The 18,719-nt window shown below is 47.5% G+C and carries 15 protein-coding genes; 8 read left to right on the forward strand and 7 right to left on the reverse strand.

The annotated features are described in order from the left end of the window. The first annotated feature begins 74 nt into the window (after positions 1-74). On the forward strand, positions 75-542 hold the full coding sequence (locus tag M988_RS02110) for a NanQ anomerase/TabA/YiaL family protein (RefSeq protein WP_061059495.1): 468 nt from the start codon (positions 75-77) through the stop codon (positions 540-542). 72 nt (positions 543-614) lie between these two features. Here the strand turns inward: M988_RS02110 and allS are convergent, their stop codons facing one another. From allS to M988_RS02135, 5 genes are all read right to left on the reverse strand, one after another. Beyond that, positions 615-1,544 carry an HTH-type transcriptional activator AllS gene (gene allS, locus M988_RS02115; RefSeq protein WP_061059496.1) on the reverse strand — a complete coding sequence of 310 codons (930 nt, stop codon included), beginning with the start codon at positions 1,542-1,544 and terminating at the stop codon, positions 615-617. Next, positions 1,537-2,370 carry an oxamate carbamoyltransferase subunit AllH family protein gene (locus M988_RS02120; RefSeq protein ID WP_064572633.1) on the reverse strand — a complete coding sequence of 278 codons (834 nt, stop codon included), beginning with the start codon at positions 2,368-2,370 and terminating at the stop codon, positions 1,537-1,539. Before M988_RS02120 ends, allS begins: the two co-directional genes overlap by 8 nt. 84 nt (positions 2,371-2,454) lie before the next feature. Next, complete coding sequence (locus M988_RS02125; protein ID WP_061059498.1) at positions 2,455-3,717, reverse strand: YlbE family protein; 1,263 nt, start codon at positions 3,715-3,717, stop codon at positions 2,455-2,457. Positions 3,718-3,727: 10 nt separating this feature from the next. Further along, on the reverse strand, positions 3,728-5,395 hold the full coding sequence (gene fdrA / locus M988_RS02130) for an acyl-CoA synthetase FdrA (protein WP_064572634.1): 1,668 nt from the start codon (positions 5,393-5,395) through the stop codon (positions 3,728-3,730). A gap of 15 nt (positions 5,396-5,410) precedes the next feature. Beyond that, a complete protein-coding gene (locus tag M988_RS02135) occupies positions 5,411-6,634 on the reverse strand; it encodes an MFS transporter (RefSeq protein WP_061059500.1) in 1,224 nt (407 codons plus the stop codon). 435 nt (positions 6,635-7,069) lie between these two features. On the opposite strand from M988_RS02135, the gene M988_RS02140 reads away from it, so the two are divergent. Then, on the forward strand, positions 7,070-7,993 hold the full coding sequence (locus M988_RS02140; RefSeq protein ID WP_064572636.1) for a carbamate kinase: 924 nt from the start codon (positions 7,070-7,072) through the stop codon (positions 7,991-7,993). A gap of 61 nt (positions 7,994-8,054) precedes the next feature. Here the strand turns inward: M988_RS02140 and argF are convergent, their stop codons facing one another. After that, the gene (gene argF, locus M988_RS02145; RefSeq protein WP_071603086.1) at positions 8,055-9,071 is read right to left on the reverse strand and encodes an ornithine carbamoyltransferase; all 1,017 of its coding nucleotides are present in this window, start codon (positions 9,069-9,071) and stop codon (positions 8,055-8,057) included. A 167-nt stretch (positions 9,072-9,238) separates the two neighbouring features. Here argF and rraB point away from each other — a divergent pair, with 167 nt between their 5' ends. Next, positions 9,239-9,670 carry a ribonuclease E inhibitor RraB gene (gene rraB, locus M988_RS02150; RefSeq protein ID WP_064572641.1) on the forward strand — a complete coding sequence of 144 codons (432 nt, stop codon included), beginning with the start codon at positions 9,239-9,241 and terminating at the stop codon, positions 9,668-9,670. Between the two features lie 242 nt (positions 9,671-9,912). Further along, the gene (locus M988_RS02155; protein ID WP_064572642.1) at positions 9,913-11,541 is read left to right on the forward strand and encodes an ABC transporter substrate-binding protein; all 1,629 of its coding nucleotides are present in this window, start codon (positions 9,913-9,915) and stop codon (positions 11,539-11,541) included. Positions 11,542-11,634: 93 nt separating this feature from the next. Here M988_RS02155 and M988_RS02160 read toward each other — a convergent pair whose 3' ends face one another. Then, on the reverse strand, positions 11,635-13,080 hold the full coding sequence (locus M988_RS02160) for a sigma-54 interaction domain-containing protein (RefSeq protein ID WP_064572643.1): 1,446 nt from the start codon (positions 13,078-13,080) through the stop codon (positions 11,635-11,637). Positions 13,081-13,273: 193 nt separating this feature from the next. Here M988_RS02160 and dokD point away from each other — a divergent pair, with 193 nt between their 5' ends. Genes dokD through M988_RS02180 form a run of 4 tightly spaced genes read left to right on the forward strand, consistent with a single transcriptional unit; the run spans position 13,274 to position 18,698 of the window. Continuing rightward, positions 13,274-14,671 carry an ornithine/lysine decarboxylase DokD gene (gene dokD / locus M988_RS02165; RefSeq protein ID WP_008815358.1) on the forward strand — a complete coding sequence of 466 codons (1,398 nt, stop codon included), beginning with the start codon at positions 13,274-13,276 and terminating at the stop codon, positions 14,669-14,671. Positions 14,672-14,727: 56 nt separating this feature from the next. Continuing rightward, positions 14,728-16,149: an APC family permease gene (locus M988_RS02170; RefSeq protein WP_008815357.1), complete on the forward strand. Its 1,422-nt coding sequence runs from the start codon at positions 14,728-14,730 to the stop codon at positions 16,147-16,149. Between the two features lies 1 nt (position 16,150). Next, a complete protein-coding gene (locus tag M988_RS02175) occupies positions 16,151-17,254 on the forward strand; it encodes an alanine/ornithine racemase family PLP-dependent enzyme (RefSeq protein ID WP_064572645.1) in 1,104 nt (367 codons plus the stop codon). Positions 17,255-17,300: 46 nt separating this feature from the next. Further along, positions 17,301-18,698 (forward strand): amino acid permease, encoded by a 1,398-nt coding sequence (locus tag M988_RS02180; protein WP_064572647.1) that lies wholly within the window; start codon positions 17,301-17,303, stop codon positions 18,696-18,698. Positions 18,699-18,719: the final 21 nt, after the last annotated feature.

Here is an 18,719-nt window from a genome sequence, read left to right on the forward strand (position 1 = left end):
TCGTTTCAGCGGTTTCTCTAGAGATATAATAAAACAATGTTTCAAAATAATTTAATTATAACATTGAGGAATTTATGATCACCGGGAATGTTAACCATTTAGCACTACTGCCTTATCTACCTGCAAAGTTAAAGCAGGCTATTCAGTATGTTATGGAAAATATCAACGTCGATTCGGCGTTAGGCCGATTTGATATTGATGGTGAAAACCAGTTTGTGATGGTTTTTAATGATTCAACCTCTCCGGCAGAAGAACGTCGTCAGGAATATCATGGACGCTATTTAGATATTCAGATTGTGCTCGCCGGACAGGAAAAAATGACCTTTAGCAATTTGGCTGCTCCCGAGGGGCAGGGGGAATGGCTAGAGGGGAGCGACATTGCGTTTCTACCGCTCGATCAGCAGGGGCTTGAAGAGAAAAGTATTATCATGAACCCAGGCGATTTTGTGGTGTTCTATCCTGGAGAGTTGCATAAGCCGATGTGCTCATCAGGCGACAATGCACCAGTCAAGAAGGCAGTCGTGAAGATTTTGGTTAACTGATTTGGTTAAACAGATTGGTGATTCATCGCAACCAGAGCAGTGGTTGCGATGATTAATTTTATAAAAACGTCACTATAGCAGTGTGTATTTGTCGATATTGGCAAGAAAACCACGTATTCGCTCATCCCCATACTTAAATAATGAAACAATTTCCTGTACCGCTTTACCGTTACGGTCTTTACTCCATGCCAGAGATAAAGGTGAGGGTTGGCGTTTGTTTTCGACATCTCGCGTCAGCAATTGCCCCCGTTCAATGAACGGTTGGCAAATATTTTTTGGTAAAAACCCCACTCCAAGGCCATCAAGGTGGCATTCGAGTTTGGTCTGCATATCTGGAACCTTAATCTCTTTTTGTCCCGGCAACAACCAAGCAACTCGCTTCGTTAAATTTCGCGAAGTGTCTTCGATATTAATGGCGGGATATGCGCGCAAGAGTGTATTCGTTAAAGGGCTTGAGCTTGCTGCTAATGGATGGTGGGGGGCGAGTACAAAGACCCAGCTCACTTCGCCAAATGGCAGGGTGCGTATTGAGTTGGAGAGGGATTCAGAGCCTGTTACACCAATGGCTAGCTGGAAATCATCGTAGAGCATAGCATCCCAGACGCCCATATAAACCTGACGCGAAAGTTGGAATTGGGTGAAAGGAAAACGCTGATTTAGCCATGTCAGCAGTTTTGCCGCTGATGACGCATTATAGAGCAGATTATTGACCACGATATTAACCTGTCGTTCGACGCCGTCGTTAACCTGACTTAGTTCGTCGGGCATCGCGTCGATCCAACTTAACCATTGGTGGCAACGTTCAAGTAAATGCGTTCCCGCAGGCGTAAGACTGACGGTTCGCGTGGTGCGCAGAAATAGCTGTGTTCCCAGACTTTCCTCTAGTGTTTTAATGCGATAGCTGATGGCTGCAGGTGTTTTATGTAGGCATTCCGCAGCTTTAGAGAAGCTACGTGTTTCAGCCACCCGAATAAAAGTGCGGAGCGTTTCTTGATCAAACATTATATTCGCCCCTCCGTTGATGAGCATGTTGCCAGCGCAGAGTGAGATCCATTCCCAACAAGGTGTCTGCTCCCGAAGTATGTCCATGATGCAGCATGCTTTCAAGTGAGTGTGCTATACCCTGTGAGCCACATGCGAGTCGACGTAGAAGCGTGTGTAGTGTGGTGCTGAAATAACCGCGTTTTGCATAGTAAAGATAGCTGGCGCTGACGCTTGTGGTTAATGCTGTCAACTGACTTTCGGTTGGAAGGAGCGAAGACAACTGAGCGGTGTGATACGTGGCGTATAGAACGGCCATCATACCTACCAACATGTCGTCGCCGCTGGGGGTTAAGCCAGGACCTAAGCCAATCATAGAACGCCAATCTGGGGTGAGACCTTGTGCCCAGCGAGAAAGCTGTGTTTCGAAAATCTTGAGATAGGGTGACGGTGAGTGAGGTGTCTGACTGAGTGGCCCACACAGTCCAGTCTCCTTGTCATAACGCGCCAGATATTGCCCAAGAAGCTGCGGCGCTATCTGTAGCGTATCTGACATGCGTAAACAGAGCGTACGCCGTGGTTTGAGTAATTGAAAATAGGGAGTATGCAAACCACCGTTCATGGCTGTCAGGCGGGTTTCGGGTTCCAAAAAATGGGCGAGCTGGTCAAAGTCAGCGCGGCGTATCAGCCATCCCATCGGGCTGATACCCTGTCCATAGCGGTGTAGCGTTAATAATTGATGTGATGCATTACGTAGATTGATAGCGTGATTAAACCGATTTTCACATACCCAAACGCCACTTATTGGCGGTAGGCAATCGCTGGCGGCTAAAGGAGAGCAAATCATTATCCGTTCTCCTATTGGTTTGAGGGAAAGCGTCTGCGGTTAGGCAGACGCCTAAGTTATGTGTGAAACGTTTGGTGCGAACGGCTATGCGTGAATATTCATTGCTTCAGCCAGCGCTTCTAGCGCTTGTTCAAAACAAGGTAACGGTGCCCGAACGGTACCTGCACCGACCTGACCAATGCCTGCTTCGCGATGGGCAATACCGGTATTGATGAGCGGAGTGATCCCTGTTTCGACGACGCGGCGAATATCTAGACCTAAGCACGCGCCTTGGAAATTCCATGATGGAATTTGCAGCAGCGGATTATGCTGTAAATAGATCTCGCTCATTTCTTCAGAGGTTTCTTGCGCTGCATCCATGCCACCAGCGCCGACAAAACGCGTGACGCCTGGTGCAGCAATCATCGCTGCACCGCCGATGCCAAAGGTTTCAGTGATGGCGCTATCGCCGATATCCGGGTTAGCGTCGTCTTGGCTAAAGCCGGTGAAGAACAGCCCTTGAGGTGTATTGACCGGCGCCGTAAACCAACGATCGCCCAGCCCACTTACGCGAATGCCGAAGTCTCGGCCATTGCGCGTCATCGCTGTCACAATGGAACCCGCTTTGATTTCTGCGGCGGCATCCATCACAGCTTTGCAATAAGCCATAGCGAGATTCAAGAAGAACTGGTCGGTTACGCTAAGGAACTGTAAGACCTCACCCAGTCGTGCTTTATCGTCGTTTTGTAGCGCAATTTTAGGCGCCAGCGTGCGCATCAGCAGCGCAGAGGCGGCAATGTTACGCTGATGGAATTCATCTCCCATCGTGATGGCCTGCGCCATCAGCGCACTGAGATCGATGCCGTTTTCGGTTTCACTCAGCGCCTGTTGCAACACCGGAGCTAAAGTATCGCGCATCCAACGCAGGCGGCGTTGAACGTCTTCGCCATAGGCACCGAAACGCATCACCTTGCCAATGCCTTCATTCAAATTACAGTAGGCACTGTTGCCATGTGTATGATTTTTTACTTCAAGCACTGGCATATTGGCGGAGGTAATCCCTCCCATTGGGCCGACGGCGTTAACATGATGGCAAGGGATAAACGTTACCCCTCCTGCTTCAAGCAGGGCATGAGCCTGTTGTTCATTCTGAGCCCAGCCTTCATAGAGGCATGCACCGAGGCATGCTCCACGCATCGGCCCCGTCATATCCTGCCATTCAATCGGTGGTCCGGCGTGCAGTAAGGTTTTCCCCTGACGTAAAGCTGGAATAACGTCTTTTGCCAAATGAACACCGGTCCAGAATGGGCGGGCTTCTTTAATGCGTGCCACGATCGCCTCATTGGCGTGCGTAATAGATGAGTACATAGCAGACCTCTTAATGTAGTTGTTTTAGCAAACTGGCTAAATGAGCGTTGCCGCCCGCGATGGGGGCCCATTGGTAATGCACCACAGGGCAGCCGGTGCTTTGTAAATCCTGAGCAAAGCTGCGCAGGCCTGCGTTGATGACTTTGACGCCATCCAGCAGTGGAGCACGGGAGTAATGAGGTGTCTCTGGTGCGCGGACGATCAGATGGTGAGCCAATAACACGGCTTCCTGTAGCGTGTTCATCACGACAATATCGCCGTTGATGAGCGTGTCGATCTGCTCAGCGCGCGGCTGAGGATCTTGCTGAGTTCCGGTAACCGTTGCGATGACGACTAATGGATTTTCAGCGCCGCGTGCTGCGCGTACTTTGTTTACTGCTTCCAGAACTGCGCTGGCAGGATCGGCGCATGCACCATAGCCCAGCACAACGTCGACCATCAGCACACCAATTTCTGGCTGGTGGGCAATCTTTTGGATCTCAAGCGAGCGGCTAGTTGGGTCGATCATTGGGTGTGGACGTCCAACGGTGTAAGCATCATCACCCAAGTCGATGAGGGTATGTCCTTGGGCGTGCAGCATAATGCCGCGCTCGTGCTTGCTATCGGCAGTGACGTTAATCTGCTCTGCCAACAACATCGCGGCTTCCGCCGCCAGTGTGCCACCAGCATAGAGACCAAGGATTTTCTTACCTACCACGCTAGATTGGGCGGCGGCGATTTCCTCAACGCTGGCCAGCATAACGGCAAGGTGAGCAGCTTCCGCTAATGAGCTGGCTAGCCAAACATTCCCTTCGTGTTTATGTTCAGGTTTACTACCTAAAAAGAGCGCGACTACTGGCTTTGCCACGGCTTGCATGGCGTTAATTACCTGCTTACGCACACTTTCCGCTGGAGGTTTGGATACAAAGGCGAGTACTTTGCTCTGTTCATCTCCTGCAAGGATCTCTAGCGCGCTTAGCGCACTGATACCGCCAATCGCTTCGCTGAGATCGCGGCCGCCAAGGCCCAGTGCATGTGTTACCCCATGACCGAGCAATGCGATTTGTGACGTGAGCTCTTGAATGCCCGTGCCGGATGCGCCAATTACCCCGATAGATCCTTTAGGCAGAACGTTAGCGAAGGCTAAAGGTGCGCCTGCCACCATGGCGGTACCGCAGTCGGGCCCCATCACCAGCAACCCTTTTCCCCGAGCGGTTTGCTTAAGTGCGAGCTCTTGTTCAACCGGCACGTTATCGGAGAACAACATAACGTTTTTGCCGTTTTCTAACCCTTGACGGGCTAGGTCGTTAGCGTATTCCCCCGCGACGGAGATGAGTAACAGATTGGCATCAGGAAGCTTTTGCAGCGCAGTTTCCCAACGACGAACCTTTTGCAAGTGCTGCCCACTGGCTTGTCCTTGAGCGATAGCGCTCAACTCAGTTTCCAACTGTCGGCTGATGAGCTGGGCAATATCAGGAACCTCTACGTGAGTCCGTATTGCTACGCAGATATCGTTTGGTGTGGCGCTGGCAAAACTGTCATGCCAGAAGCCCGTCGTCTCTAGCAGTGATTTGTTCGCTGGCGTGCCCATCATGACGGAAACCTCATCGACCTGAGGTGATTCACTGAGCTTACGTGATATCAGCATCAGACTGACGGAGTCCTGAAAACTGCCTTTTTTTACAGATGCATAAATCATTTTAATTCCCTCGGATTATTTCTTTTCTTTCAGGAACAACATGCCGCACAGGCCAATGACCAAGAGGGCTGCTGATACGTAGAAACTGGAGGCTAAACTGCCGGTGAGATCGCGAGCTGCACCGGCGATGATCGGCGCCAAAATAGAGGAGCTCATGCCGATAAAGTTGAATAAACCGAAGGCGGTGCTGTAGTTATTTTCGTCTACGCTATCGGCAACTAAAGCCACCAGAACTGGGTCGAGTGCGAGCTTGCCAACCAAACCATAGATACATAGCGCCGTAATAACGCCACCCATGGTGGGCATCCAAACAATTGAGAGCATGCTCAGAATGGCGAGTGGAACCAGAATTAAAATGAGTGGTTTACGCTTGCCTAAACGGTCTGAAATGGTTGAGAACATCAGGGCGCCAGGAATCGAAATCCATGCCACCAAAGACGAGATAAAGCCGGTTTCACTGCCAGGGATCCCGCGTTCACTTTGGAGGTAATAGGGCAGCCATGTCAGAATAACGAAGAAGCCAAACAGGCTACAAAACACCATCAGATAGACCAACAGCAGGTTGCGGTTTTTCAGTAAATCACTGAATTTGCCTTTTTTAACCGCGACGCCATCGGCGGTGACAGCACTGCGTTTCTTTTCTTTAACGAAAAACCAAATAGCTAAGCCGGTTAGGATGCTTGGCACGGCCATCGCGTAAAACGGCATTCTCCAACTGTGGCCCTGATCGTATACAAGCCAGCTTGATGACATCAGTCCAAGAGCAATACCGAATGCCATACCGCTGTTAATGATGGCGCTGCCCAGAGAACGATATTTCTTAGGAATTTGTTCAGAAGATAAACCATATTGAGGGCCGTAATAAGTCCCTTCTCCAGCACCAGTAACGACGCGAGAAAATAGTAGCGTCGTCCAAGTTTTCGCCCATCCGGTGACGGCGGTGAAAATGCCAAATAATAAAAAACCAGGGACTAATACTTTTTTCTTACCGATTTTATCGCCTAGAATTCCTGCTGGGACTTGCAGTAGTGCATAGGAAAAATAAAAAACTGAATTAAGTATTCCTAATTGCGTTCCATTTAATCCAAACTCTTTCTGTAGTTCTCCCATCACTGGGTTCAATACTGTACGGTCTGCATACATAAATATCCAGCCGAGCCAGAATAAAAATACAGTTACCCACCAAGCTGGTATACCTGTTTTTTGCGGTGAGCCCGCATGCTCTATCGATTGTGACATAAGATACTCCCCTGAATACCCAGCACTTCTAGCATTTGGAGCGTTAGCTGTTCTGCTCATCCCTATCACTGATTCAATCGGTGGTGCTGGACGTCAAAAATGCTACCGTCCCAAATATTGAAATTATTGGGCATAGCTATAATGAAAAATGGTTCGTGCCAAATCGCTATGACGGTAAGCTATAATAATCGTAAGGGGATTCTGGTGAGATAAATCACATTTGATCTATTGTAAGGTAAGTTTTCTTATTTGAAGGCTTATTAGTAAAAAAAATTAAAAAATCTATTATTCAATTTTATTTAATTAAATGGCGGCGTGGCATTCTGATTATAAAAAAATAATAGACTGTATTTTAAATGTAGCAACCATCACATTTTATATTTTAAATAAACTTATTTTTACCCCAACAAATTAACGCTTTTTATGGGGAATAAAATGAAACCAACCGTTGTTATCGCGCTGGGAGGAAACGCTATTTTGCAGCGTGGAGAAACTCTTTCGGCCCAAAATCAGTACAAAAATATTACTCAGGTGGCAGAGGTAGTTGCTGGTCTGGTCAAAAATTATCGAGTGGTGATTGTGCATGGTAATGGCCCACAGGTAGGCTTACTTGCGTTGCAAGGGGCCTTGGATCAGCAAACGCCTGCGTATCCGCTGGATATTCTCGTGGCTGAAACTCAGGGAATGTTGGGGTATATGATTGCTCAAACACTGGAGCAAAAAGAGAGTATTCCACAGGTGGTGACCCTTTTGACTCGTATTCAAGTGGAGGCAGATGATCCAGCGTTCCAGCATCCGAGTAAATTTATTGGCCCTGTATACCTCCCCGATCAGCAACACGAGCCAGAGGCGCGTTATGGCTGGACGATGAAAGCGGATGGCCAATATTTTCGTCGAGTTGTGGCCTCGCCTAAGCCAAGGAGGGTGGTAGAGCTTACCTCCATTAAGTGCTTGTTAGATAGCGATCATATTGTAGTTTGTGCCGGTGGCGGTGGAATGCCGGTGATTGCTAGTCAACATGGTTATTGTGGCGTTGAAGCGGTCATCGATAAGGATTTATCCGCTGCTTTACTAGCCCAAGAGCTGCAAGCTGAATATTTAATGATTTTAACCGACGCAGATGCGGTCTATCAGGATTGGGGGACGCCGCAGGCTAGGGCTTTGCGTGATGTTACGCCTGAAATATTGCGTCCTTTTGCCGCACCTGATGGTGCCATGGGGCCAAAGGCGGAGGCCGTCATTGAGTTTGTCGAACAAACCGGCGGAACGGCCTTCATTGGTGCGTTATCCGATGCCGAAGCAATTTTACGCCGAGAAAAAGGCACTTGTATTAGGCCTGAAGTCGTGACCGCGATTTAAAATAAAATTAGCGCGCCGATGAATATCAGGCGCGCTGATTTGTTGGTGAGTAGAGTTGTAATTAGAGTTTACCCAACGTCGCCACCATTACGGCTTTAATGGTATGCATGCGATTTTCTGCTTCGTCGAACACAATGCTATGTTCAGATTCGAATACTTCGTCGGTGACCTCCATTCCGCCGTGTAAGCCGTATTGTTCCGCCATTTGTTTGCCGACGGCCGTTTGATCGTCATGAAATGCAGGTAAGCAGTGCAGGAATTTCACCTGTGGATTGCCTGTTAGTTTAATCACGTTCATGTTGACTTGATACGGCAGTAGCTGCGCGATACGTTCTTTCCACACTTCTTTCGGTTCTCCCATAGAAACCCAAACGTCGGTATACAGGAAATCGGCATCTTTCACGCCTTCGGCGAGATCTTCAGTAAGAACGAGCTTGGCTCCAGTTTTATCGGCAATAGCTTGGCACTGAGCTACCAGCTCCGCTTCCGGCCAGCAGGCTTTTGGGGCCACTAAACGTAGCTCCATTCCCATCAGAGCGGCCCCCTCCAGCAGAGAATTACCCATGTTGTTACGTGCATCGCCCAAATACGCGAGTTTTACCTGCGATAGTGGCTTGTTTGGCATATGCTCCTGAATTGTAAGCAGATCGGCCAAAATTTGGGTTGGATGGAATTCGTCGGTAAGCCCGTTCCAAATCGGTACTCCGGCATACTGAGCCAGCGTTTCGACCACCTCTTGCCCCCACCCACGGTATTGAATAGCGTCGTACATTCTGCCCAGAACTCGTGCGCTGTCTTTAATGGATTCTTTATGGCCAATCTGGCTGCCGTTGGAGCCTAAATAGGTCACGTTGGCTCCTTGGTCATAAGCGGCAACTTCGAAAGAGCAACGGGTTCGGGTGGAGTCTTTTTCGAAGATGAGCGCGATATTCTTACCTTTCAGCGTCTGCGGTTCATTGCCTGCCTTTTTAGCCTGCTTTAACTCAGCGGCTAAAGTGAGTAGGTATGCGATATCCGCAGGAGTGAAATCTAATAGTCTAAGAAAGTGATGCTGATATAGCTGACTCATAGTGCCCATCCCCAGTTGTGTTTTTATTGTGCTTGATGAATTAATATTCACATTAAGTGTATTAAAATTCAAAATCAACCCCCAGTCAGATAAATATTCACGTTTCTTATGGAGGCGCAGCCGTGGCTGTGGGAGAATGAAACTAGCGCGATTGCACACAGATTGAGGACAAAGACATGGCAAACCCTGAGCTATTAGAAGAACAACGTGAAGAAACTCGCCTGATCATTGAAGAACTGCTGGATGACGGTAGCGATCCGGACGCGTTATACACCATTGAACACCACCTTTCGGCGGATAACTTCGAGCTGTTAGAGAAAGCGGCGGTTGAAGCTTTCAAGCTGGGTTACGAAGTGACGGATGCCGAAGAGCTGGAAGTTGAAGACGGTACATTGTTGATGTGCTGTGATGTGATCAGCGAAGTCGGTCTGAATGCGGAAGTTATCGACACTCAGGTTGAACAGCTGATGAACCTAGCCGAAAAAATGAATGTGAATTATGACGGCTGGGGCACCTACTTCGAAGATCCAAATGGTGAAGAAGGCGACGAAGATGATGAAGACGACGCGGAAGGCGTTGATGAAGATGATAACGGCATTCGCCATTAATCTTTAACTTCTCATTGAGAACAGTGGATCCGGTGTCAGTAATGGCACCGGATTTTTTTTGCGTATTTTTTTGGTTAGTTTTTATATTTATCAGTATTGAATTACGCGTTGAATAAATAGGCGCGTGATGTAAATGCGGTATGTCACATCTAATGTAAATAGTTAGTTAAATTCATTGTAAATCGAAGCCATAGAGATTAAACAAATAATACCTATAAAAATCACTGCATAAGGTGAACGTAATGGCTGCAAACCAACATAAAATACAACGCAATATCTGGCTTACATTAGGGCTAATGGGAATGTGTAGCTCTGCGCTGGCGGCGGTTATCCCCGCAGGAACAGAACTGGCGACTAAGCAGGAACTCGTCAGAAATAACGGCAGTGAACCCGCATCGCTTGACCCGCATAAGGTCGAGAGCGACGTTGAGTTTAATATTATCAGCGATTTTTTTGATGGGCTGGTCGGCATTAAACACGATGGCAGCATAGAGCCTCGATTGGCTGAAAGCTGGGAGAATAAAGACAACCGCGTTTGGACGTTTCATTTAAGACCTGATATTAAGTGGTCGAATGGCGAGCCTATTACCGCGCAGGATGTGGTATTTAGCTGGCGTAGGCTTGTCGATCCTAAAACGGTTTCTCCTTATGGTAGCTATCTTAATAACATGCATGTCACTAACGCAGGGGAAATCGTGGCGGGCAAGCAATCACCGGATACGCTTGGTATCAAAGCGCTGGACGATAAAACCGTACAGGTAACGCTGAATCAGCCGGTGGCCTATTTTCTTTCGATGCTGGCGCATAACTCATTAGTGCCTATCAACCAGAAAACCGTAGAGAAATATGGCGATAAATGGACTCAGCCGGGAAATTTTGTCAGCAGCGGTGCTTACACCCTTTCGCAATGGGTTGTGAATGAAAAAGTGGTTGGAGAACGTAATAAAAACTATTGGGATGATGCCCATACGGTGATTAACCGTGTGACTTATCTACCTATTGCATCTGAAACAGCGGATATAAATCGTTATAAAGCCGGAGAAATCGATATTGCTTATCCGGTTCCGCAGATTCAATTTAAAGCGCTAAAAGCGCAGTTGGGTGAGCAGGTTCATGTTGAACCCAATCTGGCGACGTATTATTACCAATTCAATACAACAAAAGCGCCATTTAATGATCCTCGGGTGCGGTTGGCATTAAACCTTGGTTTAGATAAAGATATTATTGCCGAGAAAGTATTAGGCCAGGGACAGCGGCCGGCATGGATGACGAGTCAGGATACGACCGGTGGTGTGACGTTCAAGAAGCCAGACTACGCAAGCTGGACGCATGAACAGCGGATCAGCGAGGCGAAGAAATTGCTGAAAGAGGCTGGTTTTAGCGAAGCGAAACCATTGAGTTTTGATTTACTCTACAATACCTCGGAGTCTCATCAGCGAATTGCTATTGCGGCAAGTTCGATGTGGAAAAAGAATTTAGGCGTGGAAGCCAAACTGCAAAATCAGGAATGGAAAACCATGTTAGACACCATGCACAGCCGCACTTATGACTTGGTACGCTATGCATGGATTGCCGATTATGATGATGCTTCAACCTTTTTAAATAATTTCCGTACCGGCGATAGTCAGAATACTACCGGCTTTAGCAACGCTGATTTTGATGAGGCAATGAAGCAAGCGGCAATGGCTGGAAGTCTTGAACAAAGAGGGCAGTTTTACCAGAAGGCAGAAGATGTCCTCGCGCAAAATGTACCTGCTATTCCTGTTTACCAATATGTGGTCGTTAAGCTAGTAAAACCGTATGTCGGTGGGTATCACACTAACAATCTTGGATATTTCTATACCAAGGACATGTACATTAAAAAACATTAACTGAATGCGTTTTTTATTCTGACAAAGATATTCTGTAAACGTCACTCATATTAATCCACCGACCTTTTGGCCGGTGGATTATGACTAAAATGGTTAGGCTCCGTTAGATAATACCCCTAATCGAATCGCATATTTTTTGATTTTATAATGCAGCGTTGTACGGGATAGCCCCAGTTTTTTGGCGGCTTCTGCGACGTTGCCATTGGCATGATTAAGCGCACGGGTAATCAGGTGTTGTTCAAACTGGGCCACTTGACTGACGAGATCGCCGTTGCTGGCAAATGACTCAAGAGTATGGGGTTGCTCTGCTGCTATCTCGCGAGCCGTGCTGCTTTCAGGGAACAGCTCTGGACACTCCTCATCATAAGCAATGTTTTCTAACGGACCGTCGCGTTCTTGCATAATCATGCTGCGTACGATGGTATTTTCCAACATACGGACGTTACCAGGCCATGAGCGCTTCAGTAGAATACTGCAGGCTTTCTCACTTATTCCCTGAATGTCATGCTCAACGTCATCGCGATATTTATCAATAAAGTAGCGGCTCAAAAGCAGGATATCCTCTGGTCGGGAGGCAAGCGGTGGCAACGCGAGCATCCCTACTCCAAGACGATAGAACAGGTCTGCGCGCATTCTATTTTGCTTGATTAACTGGGTAGGGGATTCATTCATTGCTGCCACGATACGCACGTTGGAATGAATCTCATGATTTCCCCCCAATTTCCAGAAGCTTTTGTCCTGTAGAAAGCGCAGTAGCTTGCTTTGCATTTCTATTGGCATGGCATTCAGTTCATCGAGGAACAGGGTTCCACCGTCAGCAAGCTCAAGATAACCTTGGCTATTTTCTGCACCGGTAAAAGCCCCTTTGACTGTGCCAAAGAGGGTGCTCTCTATCAACGTTGGAGGTAGCGCGCCACAGTTTAGGGCGATGAAAGGCTTTTTCGCCCGCTTGCTGCAACGATGTATTAAGCGCGCAAAAAGCTCTTTGCCAGTGCCGGTCTCTCCCACAATGACGACAGGAATATCGTTGACGGCAAGGCGTTTACCTTTGTCTATCAACGCAAGCATTGCGGCGTTTTCCGTAATGATGTCGTGCGTGTTTTCTGCTCGATTTGAGTAGAGTAATTGATTTAATTCGACAACCTGCTCTTGCAATCGGCGCACGCTGGACATGTTTCTGCCAATCTCAATCACGCCGACCATTTCACCACTGCTGCCATACAGCGGCGCTGTGGTGTGCTGATAATCTACGGCCTGCCCTTTAGCGTTGTAATAGACCTGATAGTGGCCGATATATTCCACCCCCTGTTTGAGAGAGTGCAGCATAGTGCTTTGTGACTCTTTCATCTTGGGGTACACGTCCAGCATGTGGTGACCGAGCGCCTGCTCAACGGTATAGCCATCCAGATCTGCGCTTTCCTGATTGTAATAAACGTATTTTCCCTCGCGATTAATAATCGCTAATGGCTGGTGGATAAGATCGAAGAAGCGAGAAAACATCTCAAGTGCATGCTGCAATTCTGGATCGAGTGGAGGCATATGTGTGTCCTTTCAAAAAGTGACGGATTTTCGTCACTTAGGTAACTTTTCGAATATATGACAAAATTTTTTTGTTATCTGTTTTATTATTTTATTGATTTTAAAGGAAAATAATTTTGGCATGGTGGTTGCAATAACAATGTTATCTGTATGGGTATATCACACATCAAGCCGTCGATAAGCAGAGGATTTTATGTCAGATAACATCGTTAAAAACTATAACCAACTGCGTCAAAACGTTATTGAGCAAGATCGTCGTTTCACTAGCCATAATGGAAAACTGTGCTTTGAAGGTGTAGACGTCGAGGCCTTGGCAAAAAAATACGGTACCCCGTTTTATGTGTTTTCTGAGCCAGAGATTGTGCGCAACATCAAAGAAATTGAGCAGGCGTTCTCTGCGCATGCCAATACCAAAACGTTTTTTGCCTCAAAAACATGTTCGGTGATGGGCGTATTGAAAGCGATTAAAGATGCAGGCATCTGTGCAGAGGCTAACTCGCTTTATGAGGTACGTAAGTGTCTAGAAATCGGTTTTTCCGGTAGCCAAATCGTATTCAATGGAGTGGTAAAAAAGCCGGAAGATCTCGAGTATGCTATTGATAATGAACTCTATCTTATCAACGTCGATAGCCTGTATGAGCTTGACCATATCGACGAAATTTCTCGTCGTTTGAAGAAAACGGCCAACGTCTGTGTCCGCGTAGAACCAAACGTTCCCTCTGCCACTCACGCTGAGTTAGTCACTGCGTTTCATGCTAAATCGGGGCTGGATCTCGAGCAGGCAGAGGAAACCTGCCGTCGTATTCTGCAAATGCCTTATGTGAAACTGCGTGGCTTACACATGCACGTTGGTGATCAGGTTCCAGAATCAGAGCCTTTTGCGAAAGCGACCAAGGTGTTGGTAGATGAATCTCGCCGTTTGGAAGAAGTTCTGGGGATCAAATTTGATTTGATCAACGTGGGTGGCGGTATTCCAGTACCTTACAAATATGATGAAGAGAATGGCGATCCGTTAAAAGACAACATGTATGCAGGGATCACGGCTCAGGACTTTGCTGATGCAGTGATTCGCGAAGTGCATAAATGGCGTACTGACGTTGAAATCTGTATTGAACCAGGGCGCAAAGTCACTGGGTCTGCAGCCGTGCTGTTAACCGACGTATCCTGTGAAAAACGTAAAACAAACTATGACCTTGAAGGCAATGTTGAATGCCACGTTGAATGGAAATTCGTGGATGCGGGCTACAGCGTTTTGTCTGACAGCCAACATTTCGACTGGTTCTTCTACGTCTATAACGCTTCTCGCATCACTGAGCCGCACGATCAGTATATCAAGCTAGCGGGTCCGCTGTGTGACGGTGGGGATTACTTCCATATGGGCGTCAAAGGGGAAGAGTTCTTATTGCCGCATGATACCCAAATTGGTGACGTCGTCGTGTTCCTTGATGCGGGAGCCTACACCATTGAAAGCCAGACGGTTTACAACAACCGCCCACGCACTGCGGTGGTGATGATTGACAATCAGGGCAAGGATCGACTGATTCGGCGCGAAGACACCTACGAAGATATGGTCAAGTACGACATTTTCTAATTTGCCCTTTGCTACAGAGGGCGACGGTCGCCCTCTGGTTTTCTCTGGAGATGACCATGAGTAATAGCAACTCAAGTCTGCTCGGAATCAAAGACATCGTTTTTATGAACGTCATTGCGATTCTGAGTTTACGACAAATACCCAACGTGGCGCCTTATGGGGCATCAGCCATGTTGCTGTGGGTTATCGCTGCTTTTTGCCTGTTTTTCCCATTAGCAATGGTGTGTGGCGAGCTGTCAACCGGGTGGCCAAAAGACGGCGGTATTTTCGTTTGGATTAAAGAGGCCTTCGGTAAGCGCATCGCATGGATCGTGGTGGTGTGCTTTTTGTTTTCCTGCGTTCTATTTTTTCCTTTGATGCTGCAATTTGGTTTTACGGCGTTGGGCTATATGTTCAGCGACAGTTTGGCTGAAAGTAAGGTATTTATCGGCGTTGGCTCCATGGTGATATTTTGGCTGCTGACTCTGTTGAATATTCGTGGCATGCAGTGGACAAAAATAATTAATAGCGTCAGTGCTTGGTGCGGCGTATTTATTCCCTCCTCAATTTTGATCCTGCTGGCTGTTGTTTGGCTGTGTACTGGACACGAAATGCAGACCGACTATGCAACGGCGGCAAACTGGATCCCTGACCTTAGCCATTGGGACACCATTGTTTTCTTATCTAGCATGATGTTTGCCTTTGCTGGACTAGAAGTTGCTCCGATGATTGCTGGGCGCACTCGTAATCCTCAGCGTGATTTCCCGCGTGCCATGGCGGTTTCTGCCGTCGTGATAGTGGGTATCTATATGGTGGGTACTTGGGCGCTGAATACGCTGTTACCGGCTGGTAATACCGATATCGTAGCGGGCGTGATGCAGGCGATGCGTTCTGCGGCTGATACATTGCACATGCCGTGGTTATTGCCTGTGATGGCCATCTGTATGTTTTTTGGTGCGCTGGGGCAAATTAACTCGTGGTTAGTCGGTCCAATTTACATGCTGCAAGAAGCTTCACGCGAAGATAATTTGCTCGGCGAGCGCATCGGTAAACTGCACCCTAAATATCAAACGCCGGCTTTTGCACTGGTGATGCAAGCTCTAATCGTGACTGTTTTGTGCTTTTCTACTTTCGTCTCTCCAAGCGTTGCTGCTGCGTATTGGATGCTGACTGCGTTAACAACTATCACCTATTTCATTCCTTATCTGGTGATGTTCCCAGCATTTTATCGCCTGCGTATCACTCAACCGGATACGCCTCGCAGTTTTAAAATTCCTGGCCGCGTATTACCCGTGTTGCTACCGGCTCTGGGCTTTATTTCTATCGCTTTTGCCGTATGTCTGTTGTTTATTCCCCCTTCGCAGATCGATATGGGGAGTTATTTCCAATATGCCGGAAAAATTATCGGCGGGGCACTTTTAGCTGTCATCGTGGCGGAAGTGATTTATCACCGTGCTCAAAAGCGCAATGCAAAATTGCTGGCTGGTGAGGTGAAATAATATGTACATGCCAACGCTTGAAATCGATTTAAAGAAACTGACCGAAAATGCTCGTGTGGAAAAAGAGATGTTAGCCGCACACGGTATTGAGGTTATGGCAGTGAATAAAGTTTTTGATGGTTGTATTGAAACTGCACAGGCCGTTTTAGACGGCGGAATTAACGTGATCGCAGAATCGCGTACCTATAATTTGAAGAAAATTCGCGCTACGGGCTGTACGACCTGTCTATTACGTAGCCCATGCTTGAGTGAAATTGAAGATGTGGTGCGTTACGCGGATATCAGTCTGAACAGCGAACCGGTGGTTATGCAGGCGCTCTCAGATGAGGCCCAGCGTCAGGGAAAAATTCATCAAGTCTTGTTAATGATTGATATGGGGGATTTACGAGAGGGCATTTGGTTTGCCCACTACGAGCAAATTCTGGCGACAGTAAAACTGATTGAAGAGCTGCCAGGGCTGGCTCTGTACGGGCTCGGAACTAATTTCAACTGTTATGGAACCGTCTTGCCGACGGTGAAAAACGGCGAAGACTTTCTTGAAATCGCTAAACGTATTGAAACGGATTCAGGCGTGAAAATTGATCATCTTTCCGCCGGAAACTGCACCAGCTATCACTTGTTGGACAAAGGTATCTGGCCTGCGGGATTAAATCATTTACGTATCGGTGGATTGCATGAGTTTGGCATCGAATATGTGGATATGAAGTATCTCGATGCTTTCCACCATTCAGGCAAAGATGTCGGCAAGGCATGTTCTGATATGTATATGCTGCATGCAGAAATTATTGAGCTTAATAGTAAACCGACGGTTCCCGTCGGGGAGCTCGGCGTTGACGCTTTCCTGCAGCCAAAGTCATTTACCGATCACGGCACGCGCAAACGTGCGTTGTTGGCATTTGGTCGTCAGGATGTGCCAGCTGAAAACTGTGTACCTCAAGACGATGCTATCAGCGTGTTAGGTCAAACCAGCGATCATACGCTCGTTGATATTGAAGATAGCCAACAACCGCTGAAAGTTGGGGATATCGTCAGCTTTGAACTGGATTACACCGGTTTATTGATGGCGTGCCAAACGCGTGGTGTGCAACGACGTTTCAAATATTGATACTTAACCTAATGCCGGTGGGAGAACCCACCGGTAGGGGGAATCTATGAGCCGTATGCAGGAAGTGCCTCCCCCGCAAGAGGGAACAACACTACGGCGTACTCTCAAAAGACGTCATTTGCTGATGATGTCTTTAGGGGGCACCATTGGAACGGGTTTATTTATCGGTATTGCTGAACCATTACATACGGTTGGCCCGTTAGGAACGCTGCTGGCCTATCTTATCGCTGGTAGCGTAATGATGATGACCATGATGTGTCTTGGCGAGCTTTCCTGCGCGTTTCCACACTCAGGCTCATTTCAACACTATGCATTGATGTTTCTTCCCCATCCTATTTGGAGCTATGCCATTGGCTGGCTCTATTGGCTTAGTTGGGTATTTTCACTGGCGGCCGATCTGACTGCCGCAGGATTAATCGCTCATCAGTTTATGCCAGATATCCCAGTTTATTATTTCTGCCTAGGGATTTTATTGTTATTAGCCGCTGTGAATTTGTTATCTGCTAATGTGTTTGGCGAGTGTGAATATTGGCTTTCTGCCATTAAGGTTTTCGCGATTATTTTCTTTATCCTGATCGGCCTCTATCTGATCATCCAGATGTATAACCAAACTCCGTGGCAGCCAACGCTAAAAACCGCTGATGGATGGTTTCCACACGGCGTGTGGAGCATTTTTATTTGCATGACTATCGTGGTGTATTCTTTTCAAGGAGTGGAATTAGTTGGAAATGCGGCTGGAGAAACTGAATCCCCTCAAAAAGTTTTACCAAAAGTCATTAAAGGGATTGGTGTACGCATTATTCTCTTCTATGTGCTGGCGATTTCTATTTTGGCTTTGGTTTATCCTTACAACCATCCTATTCGCGGCGTGAGTCCGTTTGTCTGGGTTTTTGAACGAGTCGGCTTACCCAGCGCCGGAACACTCATGCTGATCGTGATTCTTTCTGCTGCGCTTTCTGCCGCCAACTCTGCCATTTATGCCAGCTCTCGGATGCTGTGGTCGATGGCAAAAGATGGTTTCGCACCAAAAGTCTTTGCCAGCGTGAATATGCAGGGCGTTCCGGCTAAAGGTATTTTATTTACTGCGGCTATTGCGCTGGTTTCACTATTAACAAAATACATCTCGGCTCAAACGCTCTATCTCTATCTTATTGCGAGCACAGGACAGGTTGGTTGCTTGGCGTGGATGGTTATTGCTTGGTGCCAATATCGATTTCGTAAGCAGGTTAACGCGGGGCTCTATCCACAAGAGACGATCAAATATCGCTCTCCGTTCTTTCCTTGGATTGCGTGGATTTCAATTGTTTTAAACGCGGCGGTGATTCTGGGAACGTGGTTTAGCCCGCAGGGGATGAGTATGCTGGTGGCTGAGGGGGTTTTACTCATCATCATACTGGCGTCTTATCGCTGGCGTGAGCGGCTAGAATGCAGTTCGTTAAATTAAAACAGGCCGAATGTATCGGCC

Source organism: Hafnia paralvei ATCC 29927 (assembly GCF_001655005.1).
GTDB lineage: Bacteria > Pseudomonadota > Gammaproteobacteria > Enterobacterales > Enterobacteriaceae > Hafnia > Hafnia paralvei.

Coding starts and splice junctions, on each gene's coding strand:
- fdrA (WP_064572634.1), bottom strand. CDS start 5,395: ATGATTTATGCATCTGTAAAAAAAGGCAGTTTTCAGGACTCCGTCAGT.
- M988_RS02135 (WP_061059500.1), bottom strand. CDS start 6,634: ATGTCACAATCGATAGAGCATGCGGGCTCACCGCAAAAAACAGGTATA.
- M988_RS02155 (WP_064572642.1), top strand. CDS start 9,913: ATGGCTGCAAACCAACATAAAATACAACGCAATATCTGGCTTACATTA.
- M988_RS02180 (WP_064572647.1), top strand. CDS start 17,301: ATGAGCCGTATGCAGGAAGTGCCTCCCCCGCAAGAGGGAACAACACTA.
- M988_RS02120 (WP_064572633.1), bottom strand. CDS start 2,370: ATGATTTGCTCTCCTTTAGCCGCCAGCGATTGCCTACCGCCAATAAGT.
- argF (WP_071603086.1), bottom strand. CDS start 9,071: ATGGGCACTATGAGTCAGCTATATCAGCATCACTTTCTTAGACTATTA.
- allS (WP_061059496.1), bottom strand. CDS start 1,544: ATGTTTGATCAAGAAACGCTCCGCACTTTTATTCGGGTGGCTGAAACA.
- rraB (WP_064572641.1), top strand. CDS start 9,239: ATGGCAAACCCTGAGCTATTAGAAGAACAACGTGAAGAAACTCGCCTG.
- M988_RS02125 (WP_061059498.1), bottom strand. CDS start 3,717: ATGTACTCATCTATTACGCACGCCAATGAGGCGATCGTGGCACGCATT.
- M988_RS02110 (WP_061059495.1), top strand. CDS start 75: ATGATCACCGGGAATGTTAACCATTTAGCACTACTGCCTTATCTACCT.
- M988_RS02170 (WP_008815357.1), top strand. CDS start 14,728: ATGAGTAATAGCAACTCAAGTCTGCTCGGAATCAAAGACATCGTTTTT.
- M988_RS02160 (WP_064572643.1), bottom strand. CDS start 13,080: ATGCCTCCACTCGATCCAGAATTGCAGCATGCACTTGAGATGTTTTCT.
- M988_RS02175 (WP_064572645.1), top strand. CDS start 16,151: ATGTACATGCCAACGCTTGAAATCGATTTAAAGAAACTGACCGAAAAT.
- M988_RS02140 (WP_064572636.1), top strand. CDS start 7,070: ATGAAACCAACCGTTGTTATCGCGCTGGGAGGAAACGCTATTTTGCAG.
- dokD (WP_008815358.1), top strand. CDS start 13,274: ATGTCAGATAACATCGTTAAAAACTATAACCAACTGCGTCAAAACGTT.